The organism is Bartonella sp. MU37NMGALS (assembly GCF_042194015.1).
Taxonomy (GTDB): domain Bacteria; phylum Pseudomonadota; class Alphaproteobacteria; order Rhizobiales; family Rhizobiaceae; genus Bartonella; species Bartonella grahamii.
This window is the reverse complement of record NZ_JBHIML010000006.1, coordinates 22,769-45,132: the sequence shown is the minus strand read 5'-3', so window position 1 is coordinate 45,132 and position 22,364 is coordinate 22,769. Positions and strand designations below refer to the sequence as shown.

13 protein-coding genes and 1 pseudogene are annotated in these 22,364 nt (G+C 37.5%); 9 read left to right on the top strand and 5 right to left on the bottom strand.

What is annotated here, in order from left to right; all coding sequences use genetic code 11:
- Nucleotides 1–53: 53 nt before the first annotated feature.
- The 5 genes from ACFIJP_RS04930 to glmS all read left to right on the top strand — a co-directional run bounded on the left by ACFIJP_RS04930 (nucleotide 54) and on the right by glmS (nucleotide 5,598).
- The gene (locus tag ACFIJP_RS04930; protein WP_015856510.1) at nucleotides 54–377 is read left to right on the top strand and encodes an iron-sulfur cluster assembly accessory protein; all 324 of its coding nucleotides are present in this window, start codon (nucleotides 54–56) and stop codon (nucleotides 375–377) included.
- Between the two features lie 39 nt (nucleotides 378–416).
- Complete coding sequence (locus ACFIJP_RS04925) at nucleotides 417–1,406, top strand: carboxypeptidase regulatory-like domain-containing protein (RefSeq protein WP_375626070.1); 990 nt, start codon at nucleotides 417–419, stop codon at nucleotides 1,404–1,406.
- Between the two features lie 46 nt (nucleotides 1,407–1,452).
- Nucleotides 1,453–2,238, top strand: a complete 786-nt coding sequence (locus ACFIJP_RS04920; protein ID WP_375625969.1) for a cytochrome c biogenesis CcdA family protein — start codon at nucleotides 1,453–1,455, stop codon at nucleotides 2,236–2,238.
- 14 nt (nucleotides 2,239–2,252) lie between these two features.
- Nucleotides 2,253–3,602 carry a bifunctional UDP-N-acetylglucosamine diphosphorylase/glucosamine-1-phosphate N-acetyltransferase GlmU gene (glmU, locus tag ACFIJP_RS04915; RefSeq protein WP_375625968.1) on the top strand — a complete coding sequence of 450 codons (1,350 nt, stop codon included), beginning with the start codon at nucleotides 2,253–2,255 and terminating at the stop codon, nucleotides 3,600–3,602.
- A gap of 172 nt (nucleotides 3,603–3,774) precedes the next feature.
- Entirely contained in the window at nucleotides 3,775–5,598 is a 1,824-nt protein-coding gene (gene glmS, locus ACFIJP_RS04910) for a glutamine--fructose-6-phosphate transaminase (isomerizing) (RefSeq protein ID WP_375625966.1), read from the top strand.
- A 392-nt stretch (nucleotides 5,599–5,990) separates the two neighbouring features.
- On the opposite strand, the gene recG is transcribed toward glmS, so the two are convergent.
- Complete coding sequence (gene recG / locus ACFIJP_RS04905) at nucleotides 5,991–8,099, bottom strand: ATP-dependent DNA helicase RecG (RefSeq protein ID WP_375625964.1); 2,109 nt, start codon at nucleotides 8,097–8,099, stop codon at nucleotides 5,991–5,993.
- A gap of 392 nt (nucleotides 8,100–8,491) precedes the next feature.
- On the opposite strand from recG, the gene dnaE reads away from it, so the two are divergent.
- Complete coding sequence (gene dnaE, locus ACFIJP_RS04900) at nucleotides 8,492–11,980, top strand: DNA polymerase III subunit alpha (protein ID WP_375625962.1); 3,489 nt, start codon at nucleotides 8,492–8,494, stop codon at nucleotides 11,978–11,980.
- 205 nt (nucleotides 11,981–12,185) lie between these two features.
- On the opposite strand, the gene ACFIJP_RS04895 is transcribed toward dnaE, so the two are convergent.
- Nucleotides 12,186–13,406 (bottom strand): FAD-binding protein, encoded by a 1,221-nt coding sequence (locus ACFIJP_RS04895; RefSeq protein WP_375625961.1) that lies wholly within the window; start codon nucleotides 13,404–13,406, stop codon nucleotides 12,186–12,188.
- 64 nt (nucleotides 13,407–13,470) lie between these two features.
- Nucleotides 13,471–13,719 carry a zinc-finger domain-containing protein gene (locus ACFIJP_RS04890; protein ID WP_375625959.1) on the bottom strand — a complete coding sequence of 83 codons (249 nt, stop codon included), beginning with the start codon at nucleotides 13,717–13,719 and terminating at the stop codon, nucleotides 13,471–13,473.
- 326 nt (nucleotides 13,720–14,045) lie between these two features.
- On the opposite strand from ACFIJP_RS04890, the gene ACFIJP_RS04885 reads away from it, so the two are divergent.
- Both ACFIJP_RS04885 and ppx read left to right on the top strand, forming a co-directional pair.
- The gene (locus ACFIJP_RS04885) at nucleotides 14,046–16,226 is read left to right on the top strand and encodes an RNA degradosome polyphosphate kinase (protein ID WP_375625957.1); all 2,181 of its coding nucleotides are present in this window, start codon (nucleotides 14,046–14,048) and stop codon (nucleotides 16,224–16,226) included.
- A gap of 6 nt (nucleotides 16,227–16,232) precedes the next feature.
- Nucleotides 16,233–17,750 (top strand): exopolyphosphatase, encoded by a 1,518-nt coding sequence (gene ppx / locus ACFIJP_RS04880; RefSeq protein WP_375625955.1) that lies wholly within the window; start codon nucleotides 16,233–16,235, stop codon nucleotides 17,748–17,750.
- 272 nt (nucleotides 17,751–18,022) lie between these two features.
- Here ppx and ACFIJP_RS04875 read toward each other — a convergent pair.
- A pseudogene (locus tag ACFIJP_RS04875) lies at nucleotides 18,023–18,209 on the bottom strand (helix-turn-helix transcriptional regulator).
- A gap of 641 nt (nucleotides 18,210–18,850) precedes the next feature.
- Nucleotides 18,851–20,005 carry a ribonuclease D gene (rnd, locus tag ACFIJP_RS04870; RefSeq protein ID WP_375625954.1) on the bottom strand — a complete coding sequence of 385 codons (1,155 nt, stop codon included), beginning with the start codon at nucleotides 20,003–20,005 and terminating at the stop codon, nucleotides 18,851–18,853.
- 132 nt (nucleotides 20,006–20,137) lie between these two features.
- Here rnd and aspS point away from each other — a divergent pair, with 132 nt between their 5' ends.
- On the top strand, nucleotides 20,138–21,931 hold the full coding sequence (gene aspS / locus ACFIJP_RS04865) for an aspartate--tRNA ligase (protein WP_375625952.1): 1,794 nt from the start codon (nucleotides 20,138–20,140) through the stop codon (nucleotides 21,929–21,931).
- Nucleotides 21,932–22,364 lie beyond the last annotated feature (433 nt).

Sequence of the window (22,364 nt, the reverse complement as noted above, 5' to 3'; positions counted from 1 at the left end):
CTCTTTGAATATGGGATACTCTTTCTTGATGGTTTAATGCAAGGATATATAAAATGAATGTGAAAATTTCAGATGTTGCTGCCAAAAAAATTGCACAGATACTTTTGCGTGAACCCGATAAAATAGCATTGCGTATTTCTGTTGAAGGTGGTGGGTGTTCTGGTTTTTCTTATAAATATGACTTGGTTTCTGAAATGTGTAAAGATGACCTCGTTCTCAAAAAAGATGGGGCAGTTGTGTTTATTGATTTACTATCACTTCCTTTCATGGAAGGAGCTGAGATTGATTTTGTTGATGATCTTATGGGGCAGTCTTTTCAAATCCATAATCCCAATGCTGTTTCATCATGTGGTTGTGGTGTAAGTTTTTCAATTTAAAATGATGGCTTTGTGATATTGTTTCTTGAAAAAAATATCATGTTGGTCAACAATGTGAAAATGGGTATTCTTATAAAAATAGTGCACCGATGTGTATGGTTGTGCGTGGTGCTTGCTTTATTGATCTGGAGCCACTGTGCTTTTTCTGAAGAAGGAGAAGGGAAAGATCAGCAGCAGGGACAATCAAGGAGTTTTATTGTAAAGTCTCAAGAGCAGGAAAAAGAAAATGTAGCATCTCAAACACAACTCATTTTGAATGCTCGATTAACAAATAGTTATCCGGATATTGAAAAAGGGCTTGTCTGGCGGGTTTATGCCCCTATTATAGGGATTGATAATAAATTACCATTAGTGGCAACCTATAAGGGGGGAAGTGCGCGTTTTGATCTCGAACCAGGAAGTTATCTTGTTCATGTCTCATTTGGTCATATGAGTGCTGTGCGCCATATTCGTTTAAAAAATGGACAGAGTCTTGTAAAAAACTTTAATCTTGAGGCTGGTGGTGTCATTTTAAATGCAACACTGCTCAATGGTGTAATGAATGAAAAGGAATTACGTTTTACCATTTATGAGGATGAAAAAGAAAATGATGATACGGGGGTGATTTTATCAAATGTTAAACCCCAATCAGTTGTGCGTTTAAAAGCTGGCCGCTACCATGTTGCTTCCCATTATGGTTCTATTAATGCGACGGCTCGTTCGGATATTCAAGTGGATGCTGGTAAAATGACAGAAGTTACCCTTGAACATCAGGCCGCTCAGATTGTCTTAAAGCTGGTACGACAAGAAGGAGGGGAAGCGCTTGCAGATACCAGTTGGTCTCTTGCTAATGATTCTGGTGATATCGTTTATGAAACAGTTGGTGCTTATGTTTCACTCGTGTTAGCGGAGGGAGAGTATATTGCAATTGCTAAAAATAAAGATAAAATCTATCAAAAAGTTTTTTCAGTCGTTTCTGGTCATGATGAAGATATAAGTGTGGTGGCGAATGAGCAAAATATGCAACGAATTGATGAAGATGTGGATTGATTGTTGTTCATGGGGGTAAACTATGATGAGAGACGGGGTATGAGTTTTGATTGAAATTTCAACAGTTGGTGTGTTTTTTGCTGGGGCACTCTCTTTTTTGTCGCCCTGTGTTTTGCCATTAGTTCCTCCTTATTTGTGCTATATGGCAGGTGTTGGTATTGATGATTTTCGTTCAGAAAATCGTGATGAGAAAGTCTTTATACGGTGGGCTTTATTGTCTTCTGTTATTGCTTTTGTTCTCGGGTTTACGACTGTTTTTGTTGCTTTAGGTGCCAGTGCTAGCACAATTGGGAAATTCATCGGTTATTATCGTGATTGGTTCGCCCTTGCTGCTGGAATTGTCATTATTATTTTTGGTTTAAATTTTTTGGGGATTTTCAAGATCGCTTTTTTATTCCGTGAAGCGCGTTTTCAGACCAAAAAAACACCTTCTGGTCCTTTGGGCGCGTATATTATTGGGTTAGCTTTCGCTTTTGGTTGGACACCGTGTATTGGCCCCATTTTAGGTCCTATTATAACGCTTGCTGGAACAAAAGAAACTGTGGGAGAGGGAGCTATCTTATTAGCGGTTTATGCATTAGGTCTTGCTATTCCTTTTATGTTGGCAGCTTTATTTTCGAGCAGTTTTATGCGATTTTTAGGAGCTTTTCGTATTCATTTAGGAAAAGTTGAAAAAATTATTGGTGTTTTTCTTATTCTTACAGGGATTTTGTTTTTAACAGGCTCTATGCAGGATCTTTCATTTTGGCTTTTAGAACATTATCCTTCGTTGAGCTATATTGAAGATATTCGTTGGCACGATATTATGATTTTTTTTGGATTTTCTCGTTAGTCTTATGTGTTTTTATGGTTAGAAGTTGTCTTTCTATTGTTCTTGCTGCAGGTGAGGGGACGCGCATGAAATCGTCTCTGCCTAAGGTACTTCATAAAATTGCTGGATTGCCTCTTATATGCCATGTTCTAAAACAAATAGAATTGGCAGGCTCTTCACAATTAGCAGTCGTTGTGGGATTTGGTGCTAAGGAGGTTACGCACGTTGTTCAGTCATTTGTAAAAGATGCGATGATTTTTGAACAAAAAGAGCGTTTAGGAACAGCTCATGCTGTTTTATCTGCTCGTTTAGCTTTGCAAAAGGAAGTGGATGATGTTCTCATTGTTTTTGGGGATACTCCTCTCATTCAGCAAGATTCATTGCACCAAATGCGTGCACAGCTTGCTGATGGAGCAGATGTTGTTTTTGCAGGTTTTCATACCCAAAATCCAACAGGTTATGGGCGTCTTCTTGAAAAAAATGGTCAATTGATCGCAATTGTAGAAGAAAAAGACGCTAGCGATGAAGAAAAAAAGATTTCTTTTTGTAACGGCGGAATACTCGCTATGCGCGGAAAACATGCACTTTCTCTTTTAGAGAAAGTTGATAATAACAATGTGAAAAAAGAGTATTACTTAACAGATATTGCTTCTCTTGCAACACGTGAAGGATTAGATGTGCGTGTTGTTGAAGTTCCTTTTGAAGATATTGTAGGAATTAACAACGGTCTTGAGCTTTCTGAGGCTGATTCTTTATGGCAAAAACGTAAATCGCGCGATTTAATGTTATCGGGTGTTACGCTTTTAAAACCAGAAACACTCTATTTTTCTTATGATACAGAAATTGAACCAGGGGTGGTGATAGAACCAAATGTTTATTTTGGATTAAGCGTGAAAGTACAATCTGGTGCTGTTATTCATGCATTTAGTTATCTCGAAGGTGCTGTGGTTGGTAGGGATGCACAGATTGGTCCCTATGCACGTTTGCGTCCTGGAACAGAGTTGGCGAAGTCCGTAAAGATTGGAAATTTTTGTGAAGTCAAACAAGCTAAGATAGGAGAATCTTCTAAAATCAATCATTTAAGTTATATTGGTGATGCTGAAATTGGTGCACATACCAATATTGGAGCCGGTACGATTACCTGCAATTATGATGGATTTAACAAATATAAAACCATGATTGGTGATCATGCTTTTGTTGGGTCTAATACGGCACTTGTTTCCCCATTGGTAATAGGGGATGGCTCTTATGTTGCTTCAGGAAGTGTTATTACTGAAAATATTCCTATGAACAGTATGGCTTTTGGGCGTGCACGACAGGTTATAAAAGAGGGCTATGCGACAAAATTTCGAGAGCGCTTGTTAGAAAACAAACAGAAAAAATGATTATTTTCAGCTTATTCCTTTGTTTCGTGTTATTCTAACGATCGATAGGATGTTTATTCTTAAAGATTGCCGTACTCCATGTTTGAATTATTTTATTATTTATAGTTTTAAATAAAGGCTGTTGGATTGTTTTATAAGATTTAAATCTTAAGATGTGGGTTGGAGCTTTTTAATGTGTGGAATTATTGGAATTCTTGGAAAGAGGTGTGTTACGTCTTCTTTGGTTGAGGGGTTAAAACGTCTTGAATATAGAGGGTATGATTCATCTGGGGTGGCAACGGTCCATAATGGGCATCTTTATCGTGTACGTTCTGAGGGGAAGCTTGTTCATTTAGAAGAAAAATTAAAAAAAACACCTCTGGAGGGAAGTTTAGGGATTGGTCATACCCGTTGGGCTACGCATGGAATTGCTGTTGAACGCAATGCGCATCCCCATGTGACTGAAAAGCTTGCGATTGTTCATAATGGTATTATTGAAAATTTTGTAGAATTGCAAAAGGAACTCATAGAGGATGGTTATATCTTTGAAACAGAGACGGATACGGAAGTTATTGCACATTTAATAACGCGTGCATTAAAAGATGGTCTTTCTCCGCAAGAAGCTATGCGTACCAGTTGGAAAAGGCTGCAGGGGGCTTTTGCTATTGCTCTTATTTTCGAAGGAGAAGATAACCTTATGATTGCGGCTCGTTCTGGTCCACCTCTGGCAATTGGTTATGGAAAAGATGAATTTTTTGTTGGGTCAGATGCGATTGCTTTGGCACCATTCGTTGATTATATTAGCTATATGGAAGACGGGGATTGGGCTGTTCTCACACGGGAAGGCGTCACAATTTATGATGTATATAATCAACCGGTAAAACGTCCTGTGACAACATTACTTGAAGAGGCTTTATTGATTTCTAAGGGTAATCATCGCCATTTTATGCACAAGGAAATGTTTGAACAACCTGAAGTGATTTCTCATAATTTGGCGCATTATCTTGATCTTGGAAATTATGCCGTTCGACCTTTTAAGAATTTGATTGATTGGAAAAATATTCATCGCCTCCTTTTTGCGAGTTGTGGAACGGCTTATTATTCAACCTTAGTTGCGCGCTATTGGTTTGAGAAATTTGCCGCTTTAAGTGTTGATAATGATGTTGCTTCGGAGTTTCGTTATCGTGAACCTCCTATAACATCTGATGTGTTGTCGCTGTTTGTTTCTCAATCAGGTGAGACAGCTGACACATTGGCTTCTTTGCGTTATTGTCGTGAGCGGGGTGTAAAAACAGCAACAATTGTGAATGTAGAGCAATCAACAATGGCAAGGGAGGCTGATTTTATTCTTCCAACACTTGCCGGACCGGAAATTGGTGTTGCGTCAACAAAAGCTTTTACCTGTCAATTGGCAACGCTTGCTTCACTAGCACTTAGTGCTGCTAAACAACGTGGCTATCTCTCTGTTCAAATGGAACAGCAATTGGTTCAACAATTGGCAGAAGTTCCACGTATTTTAAATGAGGTCTTAAAATTAGAGAGCAAAATTGAATGTATTTGTCGTGATTTAGTGAATGCAAAAAGTGTTCTTTATCTGGGACGTGGGACTTCTTATCCGATTGCTTTGGAGGGAGCCCTTAAACTGAAAGAGCTTTCTTATATTCATGCTGAAGGTTATGCGGCGGGTGAGTTGAAGCATGGACCAATTGCTTTGGTGGATGAGACAATACCTGTTATTGTTGTTGCACCTTATGATCGGTGGTTTGAAAAAACTTTTTCTAATATGCAAGAAGTGGTAGCGCGTAATGGTCGTATTATTTTAATAACCGATAAAAGGGGAGCAGAAGTAGCTTGTCTTAAGACTTTATCAACGATCACTTTGCCAGAAGTTCCAGAATTTATTTCTCCTATTATTTATGCACTCCCTGTTCAGTTAATCGCTTATCATACGGCTGTTTTATTAGGAACAGATGTCGATCAACCCCGTAATTTGGCAAAATCAGTCACGGTTGAATAAAAGTATATTTCTGAATCTTTGGAAGAATAATCAAGTGTAAGAAACTGATTGATAATGATAGCTTATTTTTTCCACTTTTCTCTGTTGAACGAGAATACCGGAGACGGGATTTTTCTTTCTAAATTCTTTACGATAAAACAAAAAATATTTTCTTACCTGTCAAAAAATAGATCAGCTATGTGAATATAATGATAGAAAAATGCGCAATATTTCTTCTACTGTTTTAATGCAAGAATAATTTAGATTGAAAGAAAAGATGCTGTTGTTGGGTTGTTACTCTTTCATGAAGCATAAAGATGGTAAGGGATTGCATAGATTGTTTATGGGTTATTCTAAGAGAGAGAACCGTATTTGAACAGAGAGGTATTTTAATTTTTATTAGAGGGTCTTTATTATCCTGCTCGCAAGAGGCGTGTAGCATCATCGTGTCCGAAAAGATAAAGCAGCAACCGTAAAGCTTGTCCTTGCTGAGAAGAAAGATGAGGATCGCGTTGTAAAAATAAACGAGCATCTTTTCTTGCCATTGACAAAAGATCACTATGAACAGCAAGGTTTGCTATATGAAATTCAGGGACTCCGGATTGTTTTGTACCTAAAAGCTCTCCTTCGCCTCGCAGACGCCAATCTTCTTCAGCGATTTCAAAACCATCTTCTGTATTGCGTATAATATTAAGGCGTGTTGCTGCTGTTTTAGTCAGTGGATCTTTATAGAGCAAAATGCAGGAAGATTTTTTATCGCCTCGTCCTACACGTCCACGCAATTGGTGCAGTTGTGAAAGGCCAAAATGTTCGGCGTGTTCGATGATAATGATCGAAGCATCTGGAATATCTACTCCCACTTCAATAACAGTAGTTGCAACTAAAATACGTGTATTTCCACATTTAAAAGATGCCATAGCGGCTTCTTTTTCTGCTGTAGACATTTTTCCGTGGATCATACCAACGTGTGCACCAAAGCGTTCATGGAGAAATGCAAAGCGGTTTTCAATTGAAGTGAGATCAAGAGCTGTCGATTCCTCCACTAAAGGACAAATCCAATAGAGCTTTTCTCCTTTTTCTAATGCAATTGCGATTCGCTCTATAAGCTCATGAAGACGTTTCAAAGAAAGCATTGCTGTTGTAATGGGTTGTCGTCCCATTGGTTTTTCTGTAATTTTAGATACATCCATATCACCAAAAGCTGTTAAGACAAGTGTGCGCGGAATGGGCGTGGCGGTCATAACCAGCATATCAGGTTTATTGCCTTTTTCTGTAAGAGCGATACGTTGATGGACACCAAAACGGTGTTGTTCATCGATAATGGTTAAGGCAAGATTGTTATAAGTAATGCTGTTTTGTATGAGAGCATGGGTTCCGATGATAATAGAAACTTGACCTGATAGAATATCATTCAAGATATTTGTCCGCAATTTTCCTTTTTCTCGCCCTGTTAAAAGAGTTGTTTGTAATCCGACCTTTTCGGCAAGAGGAGCGATGGTGGCAAAATGTTGCCTGGCAAGTACTTCGGTTGGCGCCATTAAAGCTGATTGTCCTGAATTTTCAGCAATTTGTGCCATTGCCATCAATGCAACAACAGTTTTTCCTGCGCCTACATCACCTTGGAGTAGTCTTAGCATCGGTTCTGGTGAAGCAAGATCATTTGCGATATCTTCTACTGCTTTTTTTTGTTCGGTTGTGAGTTGAAAGGGGAGGACATTAAGCAATTTTTTAGTATAAATTCCTGTTGCTGGTCGAGAAGTGCCTACAAGAGATTTGGTTTTTAAACGCACGAGTCCTAGCGCCAATTGACAAGCGAGCAATTCATCATAGGCAAGACGTTTGCGTGCTGTACTTTCTAGGGATAGATCGTTGGGGTTAATGGGCGCATGGATACGGCGTAAAGCAACAGAAAAAGAAGAAAAATTTTGCTGCTTTTTCACATTTTCATCTATCCATTCTGGGAGGAGAGGAATAAAATCAAGAGCGTTTTGTATGGCGCGTCTTAGTGTTTTTGCAGTTAGTCCTGCAGTAGAGGGATAGACAGGTTCGATGAGAGGAATCTGATTTGATTGTTCGCTTGGCGCAATATAGTCGGGATGCGCCATTGAAAATTGCCCATTAAACCATTCAACTTTTCCTGATACAGTAACTTTTTTTCCTTCAGGGAGTTGTTTTTTTAGCCAAAGAGGCTGAGCGTGAAAAAAGACTAAATTTATTTTTCCTGTTTGATCATGGGCAATAACACGATAGGGGATTTTGTTGTGACCACGGGGCGGTGGTTGATGTTGATCGATGATAATTTCGAGCGTAACAGTGTCTCCTTCTTTTACACAAGCGATGCTGGGACGCATTCTGCGGTCTATGACGGAATGGGGCATTAATTGAAGAAGATCAATAAGGGTTGCTTCGCGTTGTGTAGGATTAACATTTAAGAGTTTGGTCAGTAAACCATAGGTTTTAGGTGTAATACCAGAAAGAGTTCGAATAGAATTAAAAAGAGGGGTAAGAAGATTTGGAGGCATGAGCAAATTTAACCTGCTCTTTTTGTTTTTTCTAGACCTTTAGAAGAGCTTTTTGGGGATAAAGTCATAAAGAGGAGGTTGCTTTATTTACATATTATTTACACATTGAATTTTAGGAAGAAAAATTAATATTTAAAGATAAATACAATAAAAGGGTGTAAAAATTAAAGTGCTTAGATGAGGTGTATTGTTTTTCTTTTTATTTTAGCTGTTTATTTGCTGTGAATAGAAGCATTTTCTTGATAGAACTCTCTTATAAATATTAATAAAATTGGGATATTGCTCCTATGTAGGATGATGAACTTATAGCTTTAAAGTTATGATAAACAGGAGTTTTTTTCTTTTATAAGGGGTGCTGTTTGGCATTTATTTTGTAGTGGGAAATTGTGAGAGTGGTAAAAAATAAAAATAAAACGCAAGAGAACAAAAATTCTCTTCCTCGCTTTATTCATTTGAGAGTGCATTCAGCTTATTCTTTACTCGAAGGGGCTTTAAAAATCCCTCAAATTATTCAACAGGCGATTTCAGATCATGCACCAGCGGTTGCTATTACCGATACCAATAATTTATTTGGTGCTTTGGAATTTTCACAGCATTGTCTTTCTCATGGGGTCCAACCTATTATTGGTTGTCAGCTTACTGTTGATTTTTGTGATGAAAATGATCATTCACGTTTGGCTAAATGGCGTAATCCTTCTGATTTTTGCTCTATTGTTCTGTTGGCTGCTAGTGAAATCGGTTATGCTCATTTGGTTCGTCTTGTGAGCCGTGCTTATCTTGATAAACGTGATACTGATCCTCCTCATATTAAAGCTAATTGGTTGTCGGCACACAGTGAAGGAATAATTGTTTTAACGGGAGGCAAGGGAGGACCTATTAATCTTTCTTTGGCAGAAGAGAAAAAAGAACATGCTGTTGAACGCTTAATTTATTTGAAAAAATCTTTTGCTGATCGTCTTTATGTGGAATTACAACGGCATGGCTCTTATAATCGGAGAGTAGAAGCTGATCTTATTGAATTGGCTTATGCGCATGAAATTCCTCTTGTTGCAACAAATGAAGCCTTTTTTCTGAAGAGAGAAGGGTATGAAGCGCATGATGCGCTGATGGCTGTTTCAGAAGGGCAAATAGTCTCTAATCCAGATCGCAAACGTGTGACGCCAGATCATTATTTGAAGTCACAAGATGAAATGGTTACACTCTTTTCTGATCTTCCAGAAGCTTTAGAAAATAGTGTTGAAATTGCATTGCGTTGTCATATTGCCACGCCTCTTCGAAAACCGATATTGCCTCGTTTTATAGAACAATCTGCTAATTCAGAAAATACTTTGGAAGTAGAAGATAGTGAGTTGTTAAATCAGGCTAAAGCTGGTTTGAAGATGCGGCTTGAAACAATTGGATTGGCTGAAGGGTATACGATTGCAGATTATGAGCAGCGGCTTGATTATGAAATTTCAGTTATTACGCGTATGCAATTTTCGGGATATTTTCTTATCGTTTCAGATTTCATAAAATGGGCAAAGGTTCATGATATTCCCGTTGGACCAGGACGGGGTTCTGGTGCTGGTTCACTTGTTGCTTATGCATTGACGATAACTGATGTTGATCCATTGCGGTTTTCTCTTCTCTTTGAACGTTTTCTCAACCCAGATCGTGTTTCGATGCCAGATTTTGATATCGACTTTTGTCAAGAGCGGCGCGAAGAAGTTATTCAATATGTTCAAAAAAAATATGGACGTAATCAAGTTGCTCAAATTATTACCTTTGGTAAGTTACAGGCACGTGCAGTTTTGCGTGATGTGGGGCGTGTTTTAGAAGTTCCTTATCGTCAGGTGGATTATCTTACAAAATTAATTCCTGCCACACCAGGAAGTCAGGTAGAATTGGCTGATGCTATTAAGGATGAACCTAAATTTGAAGAGGAAAAGAAAAAAGATCCCGTTGTTGGACGCGCATTAGATATCGCACTCCAGTTGGAGGGACTTTATCGTCATGCTTCAACTCATGCTGCTGGGATTGTTATCGGAGATCGTCCGCTTTGGGAGCTTGTCCCGATGTATCGTGATCCTCGTTCTGATATGCCTGTTACACAATTTAACATGAAATATGTTGAACAGGCAGGGCTGGTAAAATTTGATTTTCTTGGATTAAAAACGCTTACTGTTTTGAAAATGGCAGTCGATTTTGTTGCCAGAAAGGGGATTAAAATAGATTTATCAAATATTCCTCTGAATGATGAAACAACCTACGCTATGATGGCACGTGGTGAAACGGTTGGTGTGTTTCAGGTGGAAAGTTCTGGTATGCGCAAGGCGTTGATTGGAATGAAGCCAGACCGTATTGAAGATATTATTGCGCTGGTCGCACTTTATCGTCCAGGTCCAATGGAGAATATTCCAACCTATAATGCACGCAAACATGGGGAAGAGGAAATTGCTTCTATTCATCCTAAAATAGACCATCTGATCAAAGAAACACAAGGTGTTATTGTCTATCAAGAACAGGTGATGCAGATTGCTCAGGTGCTTGCTGGCTATTCGCTTGGAGAAGCTGATTTATTACGTCGTGCTATGGGGAAAAAAATTCATGCTGAAATGCAAAAACAGCGTACGCGTTTTGTTAATGGAGCTGTTGCAGGTGGTGTGGATAAAGATCAAGCTGATATTATCTTTGATCTTTTAGCAAAATTTGCCGATTATGGTTTTAATAAATCGCACGCTGCTGCTTATGCAATTGTTTCTTACCAAACAGCTTATATGAAAGCAAACTATCCCGTTGAGTTTTTAGCTGCTTCAATGACATATGATATGACGAATACAGATAAGCTCAATGATTTTCGGCGTGAAGCATTAAGGTTGGGTATTGAAGTTATTGCACCTTCTATACAAACATCTCATCGTGTTTTTGAGGTTGGTGATAACTGTATTTATTATTCTCTTGCTGCCATTAAAGGTGTGGGAGAAACTGTTGTGGATCATATTGTTACTTGTCGTGGGAATAAGATTTTTAAGGATTTGGAAGATTTTTGTGCGCGTATTGATCCTCGTATTGTTAATAAGCGTGCGATGGAAAGTTTAGTTTGTGCTGGTGCTTTTGATTGTTTTAACATTGCACGTGAGGTTTTATTAGCCAATCTTGGAACCCTTCATGCGCGTGCACTTCGTATTCTCGATGACAATTCTAGCGGGCAGGTTGATATATTTGGAATGGCAGGCGGATTAAAAGAACCATTGATTTTATCGCAAACAACCCCTTGGTTGCCGGCTGAGAAACTTTATCGAGAATTTCAAGCTATAGGTTTTTACTTTTCTGCGCATCCTTTGGAGGAGTATCAAACTATTCTGGACAAAAAACGCATTCAGACTTGGGGTAATTTTGCCAATGCCGTTAAAGGGGGAGCAACGGCTGCACGGCTTGCTGGAACTGTTGTGGCAAAAAACGTGCGTAAAACAAAATCTGGTAAAAAAATGGGAATTATTCATTTTTCTGATACAAGTGGACAATATGAAGCAGTTCTCTTTTCTGAGGTACTATCGGATTATGAAGAGATGCTAGAACCCGGAAAATCTTTTATTATTACGGTAAGCGCAGAAAATCGTTCTGAAGGAGTTAGTTTGCGAATTGAAACAATTCAGTCTTTGGAAAAGGAATCATTACAACAGCATAAAATGATGCGTCTTTTTATAAAAACAGTTGATATGCTTCCACAAATTGAACAAAATTTAAATCTTGGGGGAAATGGAGAGGTTGGGCTTATTTTAATTCAAGAGGATGGATTGCGAGAAGTCGAAATTGCGCTTCCTAAGCGATATAAGGTAAATTCACATGTCGCAAATGCGATGAAATTAATTCAGGGTGTTGTTGATGTAGAACTGAGTTAAAGAAAGATAAAGATGGGAGCTGATTTTGAGTGGTGTTTTTGCTTTTAGGAGAGCTAAAAATTGAGCTTTTAAAATCAGATTGTAGGTTTCGAAAAATTTTGCTTTTATTTGAGTAAATTATGATGGGTTTTAGTGTCATAGAGTCAAAAAATCTCGTTCTTTCGTAATATTCAAAGTACTGGAAAAATTTTATAAGTTTTTATCATTATTTTTTTATGGAATTCATTGCATCATACATGTAAAGCCAATTGAGATCTGACATAATGCTCTCTGGTGTACGAATTTTCATCATGAGATTGCGTGCAATTGCTATGGGACCGGTTGCGTGATAGGCTAATCTATTGAAATCTCCGCGTTTTTTTACTGCTGCAATACGGGGGGTGCGTGTTGTTTCGTAAAGCGAAAGTGCTTTCGTTAATGAAAAATCTTGCAATGAAAGTGCTTCTGCTAATGTGGCAGCATCTTCGATTGCCATAGCGGCACCTTGCGCTGCAAAAGGTAAGGCTGCATGTGCACAATCGCCAACAAATACTCGTCTCTCTAAGCCGATAAAACGATTTTGTTTCATTTGAAAGAGTGGCCAATAGCTCCATTCATCGATATGATCAAAGATTTGTAAGATTTTTGAATTCCAACCTTTAAAAAGAGATTTGAGTTTTTCTTTATCTCCTTTATGAGCCCATCCTTCTTTTGAATTTTCTCCATGCGTAATGGCGACAAAATTAAAAATTTTTTCTGACGATTGAATGGGATAGACAACAAGATGATTTTGGGGTCCCATCCAAGCTGTAATTGTCTTCATATTTTGCAATGAAGAACGAAATTTTTGAGGAAGATGATCAAATGTTGTTGTTGCACGCCAAGCAATAAAGCCACTAAAATTTGCTCTTTCATGAAAGGGAGATTGTTTACGTAATGTTGACCAAACTCCATCACATCCGATCAGGAGGGGCGTTGAATGAAGCTGTTCTGTTGTTGTATCTGTTTTTATTGTCTTTATTTTAATGTTGGTTGCAGATTGGGTAGAAGATACAATCGTTTCGCCTGCTTTGTATTTGATCAAAGGATTTTCAATTACTGCATCATATAAAATTTTTTGTAAAGCCGCGCGGTGGATCGTCATATAAGGGGCTTTCCAATATTTTTCTGTTAGATTGATAAGATGAGCCCGTAGATGTATTTTTAAAGATAATCCATCTTTTAACTCAAGAAAATGTGGGATTGTCGCGACTTCAGTGAGTTTGTTAAGAAGTTCCCAGCGAGCAAGAATAGATGTTGCATTTGGTGTCAGTTGAATACCAGCACCTATTGTTTCAAGTTGCTTACACTTTTCGATAATGGTGCTTGCAATTCCTTTATGAGCGAGTGCTAAAGCGGCACTTAAACCAGCAATTCCTCCTCCAACAATGAAGGGTGATCGGTTCACAAATGATTCCATATTAAACAAGAAGAATTAAAAGAGTGGTTATTAAGAAAGCCCAAAAACGCGATTATAATAGCTTTTCTGGATGATATAAACATCCTGTTGGGTTTGTTTGATTGTATGATAGCGAGGGAACATAACGATAAAGGGTTGAGCAATAAGGGCAAATTTTCTCATCTGCTTCTCCCATGTCGATAAAGACATGGGGATGATCGAATGGTTGTGTAGCGCCTACACACATAAATTCTTTCACACCAATTTCGATTGTTTTATATCCAAGGTCATTTTGGAAATGGGGAATATTGTGATCAGCCATGGCGTACAAACTCCAGAATAAATTGTCTCATCAGCTATAATTGGGCTCTTTTATTTTATAGGCGTGAGTTTGTAATAAAGCTTATAATAATGCAAGCTGCTTTTTAAGACAAATTTCTCCTCCTTTTATGCTATATTAGAATAATTGTCGTGTTTTTAGCGCTTTGCGCATAGAAATAGTTCCAAATATTTTTAAATATTAAATGGAAAAATGATAAGGAAAGTTAGGCATTGATATATTATTATGATGATAACATGTTATCAAATGTTATGTGAGATATTTCGTCAAGGATTTTAGAAAATATAAAAGAAAATTATTTAGGATATATGGAACAGAGGGTGGTAGATAAAATTTCTATATCGAATATAACAATGAAAAATCCGGTACGGTTTATTAATCGAGAGTTTTCATGGCTACAATTTAATAATCGTGTTTTGATGGAAGCGGCTAATGCGAGACATCCTTTATTAGAACGTCTACAATTTCTTTCTATTTCAGCTGCAAATCTTGATGAGTTTTTTATGGTTCGTGTTGCAGGACTAGCAGCTCAAATTCGTGCTCGCGTTACAGCGTGCAGTGCAGATGGGCACACTCCACAGGAACAACTTGATATTGTATTAGCTGAGATTTCAAAGCTGCAGGCTCACCAACTACGAGAATTGAATATTTTACGTGATGAATTAAAAAAGAATGATATTGAAATTATTTGTTCTAATGATCTTTCAGAAATTGAAAAATCATGGCTTGAAAAATATTTTCTTGAGACAATTTTTCCTGTTTTAAAACCTTTGCCTGTTGATTCTACTCATCCTTTTCCATTTATTCCTAATTTAGGGCTTTCTATTGCGCTTCAATTGTCTGGAGAAACTGATCAGAACTCTCACATAGTGTTGTTGTCTATTTCAATGCTTTTGAGGCGTTTTATTCTTCTTCCTCAAGAGGGTAATCATTTTCGTTTTATTGCATCTGAAGATGTTATTTGCCTTTTTATTAAACATGTATTTCCTAACTATGAGGTTACAGGAATTGGTATATTTAGAGTAATCCGAGATAGTGATATTGAAGTAGAAGAAGAAGCTGAGGATCTTGTTCATTTTTTTGAAACTGCTCTCAAAAGGCGGCGCCGTGGGCAGGTTATTCGAGTTGAGTTTGACGCAAGAATGCCAGAGAGTTTACGCCAATTTATAGCGAATAGTCTCGCTGTCCCTGATAATTGTATTAATGTTCTTGATGGATTTTTAGCGCTTAATACGGTATCAGAAATTGTTTCTATTCCTCGTGATGATCTCAAATTTATTCCTTATATTTCTCGTGTTCCAGAATGTATTCGTGAACATAAAGGGGATTGTTTTGCGGCTATTCGTGAAAATGATATTGTGATTCATCACCCCTATGAGACATTTGATGTTGTTGTCCAATTTTTACGTCAAGCTGCTTGCGATCCTGATGTTGTGGAAATCAAACAAACACTTTATCGTACATCAAATGATAGCCCAATTGTTAGCGCTTTGATTGAAGCAGCTGAACAGGGAAAGTCTGTGACTGCTTTGGTAGAACTTAAAGCACGTTTTGATGAGGAAGCAAATATTCGTTGGGCGCGGGATCTTGAATGTGCTGGGGTTCAAGTTATTTTTGGTTTTATTGCATTAAAAACTCATGCTAAGATGTCATTGGTTGTGAGACGTGAGGGAAAACGTCTTTGCTCTTATGTTCATCTTGGAACAGGAAATTATCATCCCATTAACGCTAAAACTTATACCGATCTTTCTTTTTTTTCCACGGATGATGATATCGCTCATGATGTTGCGTTATTGTTCAATTATATTGCGCAATATGAGCGTCCAAATGAAACAATGAAGATTGCTTTTTCACCCTTAACATTGCGTGGTCGTATCTTAGAGCATATTGAGGGAGAAATTGTTCATGCACAACAGGGAAGGTTTGCTGCTATTTGGATGAAAGTTAATGCATTGGTTGATCCTGAAATTATTGATGCTTTATATCGTGCCAGTCAAGCAGGGGTGCGAATTGATTTGGTTGTGCGGGGGATATGTTGTTTACGTCCTCGTATTCTAGGAATTTCGGATAATATTCGTGTAAAATCAATTGTCGGGCGTTTTCTTGAACATAGTCGCATTTTTTGTTTTGGGAATGGTCAAGATTTGCCTAATGAAAATGCACTCGTTTACTTAGGCTCTGCTGATATGATGCCTCGTAATCTGGACTATCGTATTGAAATATTGGTTCCAGTTTTTAATAAAATAGTGCGTCAAAAAATTCTTTTACAGATTATGTTGGCTAATATTATTGATAATCAGCAAAGCTTTGATATACTTAAGGATGGAACATCAAAACGTATTACGCCGCAGATAGGTGAAAGTCTATTTAATGCGCAGGAGTATTTTATGGCCAGTACAAGTTTTGCAGGGAAAAATGAGTCTTTTGAGTCTTCTGTTTCGCGCTTGGTTGCGTTGCATCGGCAACAAGCCGAAATACATAAAGACTAAAATCCAATGACATATAGAGATGCTCAAGGTCGGTTAAAAGGGTGTAAGCCTGTTGCTGTTATTGACATTGGTTCAAATTCTGTTCGGTTGGTTATTTATGAGGGGCTTGTTCGCTCACCAACAGTTTTATTTAATGAAAAGATTCTTTGTGGTCTCGGTCATGGTGTGGCAAAAACGGGATTTTTAGAAGAACAATCGATGAAAATGGCATTGCAAACACTGAAACGGTTTCGTACGCTTTGTCGACAGATTGGGGCAGATGAGGTCTATACTTTAGCAACAGCAGCAGCACGAGATGCAAAGAATGGCGTAGCATTTATTCAGCATGCTGAAGATATTTTGCAAAATAAAATATATCTTCTTTCAGGAAGTGAAGAAGCTATGTATTCAGCATATGGAGTTGTTTCTACTTTTTATCAACCAAAAGGTATTTCTGGGGATCTTGGTGGTGGAAGTCTTGAGCTGATTGATATTGATCATTCTGATGTTGGTGAGGGGATAACTCTCCCATTAGGTGGTTTAAGGCTACAGTATATGTCAAATAATGATAGTGCCGTAGCTACAAAAATTGTACATGAGCAACTTTATAAATCGTCTGTTGTTCGTACTCGTAAAGGTATAGCACGTTATTTTTATGCAGTAGGGGGGACATGGCGTAATTTGGCAAAACTCCATATGGCAATGAAACACTATCGGCTCCCTGTTATGCATGGCTATGAAGTTGAAGCCGTTGAAATGGAGAACTTTTTACGTCTTGTAGCACGTGGCAATATTGATAATTTGAGAGGGATTGCAGCGATTTCTCAGAATCGTCGGAAACTTTTATCTTATGGGGCAATAGTTCTTATTGAACTCATTCAGTGTATGCAGTTTGAAAAGATAATTTTTTCAGGTGCTGGCGTTCGTGAAGGTTTTCTTTATTCACGATTGCCGCAGGCGATTCAGCTGTCAGATCCTCTCATTGCAGCATGCACAGAAATGGCTATTTTACGGGCACGTTCACCAAAACAAGCAGAAGAACTCATTGATTTTACGACGAATGCTTTTGAAGTTTTTGGAATTTCAGAAACTGAAAATGAATGTCGTTATCGTCAAGCTGCTTGTCTTCTTGCGGATATTGGTTGGCGTATACATCCAGATTATAGAGGTAATGAAGCAGCAAATCAAATAGCTTTAGGATCTTATCCAGGAATTTCCCATGAAGGGCGCCTTTATGCGGCGCTTGCTGTTTTTTTTCGCAATACGAGTTTATTGGTTGATAAAGAATCTCTTCCCATTTTTCAATTAGCAACTCAAAATATAATTGAGAAAGCACGTATTCTTGGCGAAACTATGCGTATTGCTCATCTTTTTAGTGCTTCTGTTGCAGGAATTTTACCTCATTTATTGTGGCATAAAAAAGCAGATCATATTATCCTGCAGATCCCAAAGAATTACGCTGGGTTATTAGGAGAACGTCCTCTTGGACGATTACAGACGTTATCAAAAATAATAAAACAACCTCTCGCTTTTGAAATTTTTTGATTTTTTTCCTAATTTATTCGTGTTTTATGTCTTATAATAGGGCTATTGACGAGGGATAAACTAGCTAACCTATCATCATGAGCTGGACAATAGGACTTGTTCCATAACTTTCATACAAGACACCACGCAAGGCATTGGTAATGCTCTGAGCATTCATAAAAGAAAACATAATTTTTTATTCTGTTATTTGCGTCACAAGATGGATTTTTCACTTCATAAGCTTCATGTGAAAATGAAAGCCTTGTCCATTTTTACCTGAAAAGGTTTTCTTTTTATGCTGCGTCGTTATAACGTTTCTGTTTAGCTTGCTCGATTATATTGATAAGATTCGATTGTAACCAACGCGATAAAAAAACAAACTTTTAAAGGTTTTGGGAGAGATCCATTGGTTACATGACACCGGAATGTTGAAATACTCATATGAAGCAGTTTTGCACTTTCACGGTCTGTCAAAAGAATATCATTTCAGTCATTATAAAATCCTTTCACTATAAAAAATAGAAATAAATCATAACTATTTATTAACCATGATTTTTTGAAAGGCGTTTAATCTATAAAAAAACAGCGCTTTATCATATAATTTCTTATGTAAAACTTTATGAGTCTTATTGAGATGGAATGAGAGAATCTTATGATATTCGGGGGTCTAATTTAATATAAATAACGCTAGATTATCTTTATAAATCAGTATGTTGTCTTTGTTAGGTGTTTTAGTTGTTATGCTGGCTGGTTTTTGATTGTTATATTGCAATCTCGGTAGTTTTTTAATACGATATGGGGACGTAAGATATTATATCTTTGTTTGTTCCTATTGCTAGGCTGCTATTTTTGTAATGAGTGCGCTTTTATTATCAGAACTTTTTCTTTTCAAAACTTTTAAATAAGGAGCTGTCTGTTTTTTTTTAGATTATTTTTAATAGGACTGCTATTTGATTGACTGGGTAAAGATTTAGCTGTCATTTTTAATAAGAGTTCACTATTTAAGTTTTTAACTTTGTCAGAAGTAGGCTTTAGTTATCCTATTTGCGTTGGTCTATAGGGCATACCAATTTATGTAGATAATAAGTAGCGTAATGGATTTTTCAAAATGAAAATGTAAATTAAAGCTGTTTTGTGCTTATTTTTCCATCGTTAAAGTAAAACCCTATCTGTCCCTTTAGCATTTGTTCGGCTTTTTTACCAAATATTTCATAGCGCCAGCCATTCATAGCGGGAATATTTTTCTTTATTCCTCCATTGGCAATTTTTTCTAAATCATTAGATGTTGCAATAATTTTAGGAGCAATGCTGTTTTCGTTTGCAACAATTTTTAATAACACTTTGAGTAGATCGATAACAGCGGCCGTCGTATCATTGAGTGGATTATGTTTAGGAATGGGAGGTAAAGTAGAAAGATCCACCTCTAAGCCTTCGTGGACAGCTTTGATTAATGATTGAGCAATTGAGAGTTTATCCCAATTCTTATTAAGACTGCGCAATCGTTTTAATGCAGATTCATCTTTTGGTTGTTGGGTTGCTATTTCTATAAGACATTCATCTTTTATGATATGGCGACGTGGCATATTGTATCTTCGTGCTTCACGTTCACGCCAAGCTGCTATCTTTTGTAATACCGCAAGTTCCCGTGGCTTTTTAATTTGTCCTTTCACTTTTTTCCATGCGTCATCTTCTGGCATATCATAGGTTTTAGGATTTAAAAGGATTGTTAGCTCATCATCCATCCAGTGGGCACGTTGATTTTTTTCTAACCTTTTTTTCAATAACAGGTAAACATCTCTTAAGTAGGTTACATCGGCAAGTGCATAGAGCAGTTGTTTTTCAGACAAAGGTCGGCAACTCCAGTCTGTAAAGCGGGAGGATTTATCAAGATGATGCCCCGTGCAGCGTTGTACAATTTGATCATAGGAGATAGAATCACCAAATCCACAAATTGATCCTGCTATTTGCGTATCAAAGAGAGGGGAAGGAATAACACCTCCAAGATGATAAATTGTTTCAATATCTTGGCGCGCAGCATGAAAAACTTTTACAACTTTTTTATCGATCATAAGGTCAAAAAAAGGTTTTAAATCAATATCTGGTGCTATGGGATCAATCAAAACTGTGATATCTGGTGATGCGAGCTGGATTAAACACAGTTGAGGCCAAAAAGTTGTCTCGCGGATAAACTCAGTATCGACTGTTACAAAATCAGAGCTACGTAGAGCGTTAAGTGCAATTTCAAGATCTGTTGTTTGTGTAATAAGATTCATCATTTTATTATAATTCGATAAATTAAGTTTGTCCTTTATTGACTTTATTTTTGAGTTTTTATTCTCATATCTTGACAAATGATTATTAAAAAGCGTTTGTAGCGCATGTGAATATTATAATCAAAGGCAAAAAACATGCACCGTTATCGCAGTCATCATTGTGCAGCTCTTCGTAGATGTGATGTAGGAGCACAAGTCCGTCTTTCGGGATGGGTTCATCGTGTTCGTGATCATGGAGGAATTCTTTTTGTGGATTTACGTGATCATTTTGGAATCACACAAATTGTTGCTGACCCTGCTTCGCCGGCTTTTAAAGTTATTGAAAAAGTGCGTTCTGAATGGGTTATTCGTGTGGATGGAGAGGTATGTGCACGTTCTGATGAGGTTATTAATGCAACGCTTCCAACAGGTGAGATTGAAATTTTTGCACAAGAGGTGGAAATTCTTTCAAAATCTGATGAACTTCCTTTACCTGTTTTTGGTGAGCCTGATTATCCAGAAGATATTCGATTAAAATATCGTTTTCTTGATTTGCGTCGGGAGACTATGCACAAAAATATTATGCGTCGGACTGAAATTATTACGGCTATGAGACGGGCTATGCAAAATAATGGTTTTACGGAATTTACGACGCCACTTTTGACAGCTTCATCACCGGAAGGAGCACGTGATTTTTTGGTTCCAAGTCGTGTTCATCAGGGAAAATTTTATGCGCTACCGCAAGCACCACAGCAATATAAACAGTTGTTGATGATGTCAGGTTTTGATCGTTATTTTCAGATTGCTCCATGTTTTAGAGATGAAGATCCAAGGGCCGACCGTCTTCCTGGTGAATTTTATCAATTAGATGTTGAAATGAGTTTTGTTGAGCAAGAAGATGTTTTAGCAACTATGGAACCTATTATACGTTCTATTTTTGAAGAATTTGCAGATGGAAAAACTGTGACACAAAGCTTTCCTCGCATTTCCTATGATGAAGCAATGCGAAAATATGGTTCTGATAAGCCTGATCTACGTAATCCGATTATTATGGAAGATGTTTCTCAGCATTTTTATAATTCTGGTTTCAAAGTCTTTGCTCAAATTTTAGCGAATGATGAGAATGCACAAGTGTGGGCTATTCCAGCTAAAACGGGTGGAAGTCGTGCTTTTTGTGATCGTATGAATGTATGGGCACAAGGCGAGGGGCAACCAGGGCTCGGTTATATTTTTTGGCGTGAAGAAGAAGGAAAATTTGAAGGAGCAGGGCCTATCGCCAAAAATATTGGTGAACAGAGGACTGAAGCAATCCGTATACAGCTTGGATTTGAAAGTGGTGATGCCTGTTTTTTTGTGGCTGGCGATCCAAAAAAATTCGCATCTTTTGCTGGAGCAGCCCGTACACGGATAGGGGAAGAATTAGATCTTCTTGATAGAGAGAGTTTCTCTTTGGCGTGGATTGTTGATTTTCCATTTTTTGAATGGAATGAAGATGAAAAAAAGATTGATTTTGGACATAATCCTTTTTCCATGCCTCAAGGGGGAGAAAATGCTCTTGAGACCCAAGATCCTCTTACTCTTAAAGCTTTTCAATATGATCTTGTTTGCAATGGTTATGAAATTGCATCAGGTGGAATTCGTAATCACTTACCAGAAATGATGCTTAAAGTTTTTGAACTTGTAGGACTTTCTAAGGAAGTTGTGAAAGATCGTTTCGGTGGTCTTTATCGTGCATTCCATTATGGGGCTCCGCCACATGGTGGCATGGCTGCGGGAATTGACCGCATCATTATGCTGTTGCAGGGTGTTAAAAATTTGCGTGAAGTTGCTTTATTTCCTATGAATCAACAGGCACTTGATCTTTTGATGAGTGCTCCGTCTGATGTTTCTCCTACACAATTACGTGATTTAGGAATCCGTATGGCTCCTACTCACAAAAATAGCTCATAAAATTGATTATGGATTGTTTTCATCTTTTCTACGTAGAGTGAAGTTTTGATGCCTCTCAAGAGCATCATGTGTGTGTGTATGCTGTTTGTGAAATTTAGATAGACAAAAACGCCATTGTGTTGATTCTTTACGAGGCATTTTTATTCCTTGTTTTATAGTGGCTGTTTCCTTTGTGATAGGTGAGGAAATGATTGTGATTGTTTTATCATGAATACATTAGAAATGAGAGAATTCTGTAATATTTGGAAGTCTCATTTTAGTTGAAAAAAATGAATTATCTTTATACGACAATATATTATTTATTTTTTATTGAAGTTCTTACAATGTTGTAGCAGAGAATTGTGTTTCTTCGTTTTTATGAGAATAATGCGGTTTTCTATTCTATGGACTTACTCTGAAAAGTTTAAATTTTATAAGCTTTGAATATTTTTTT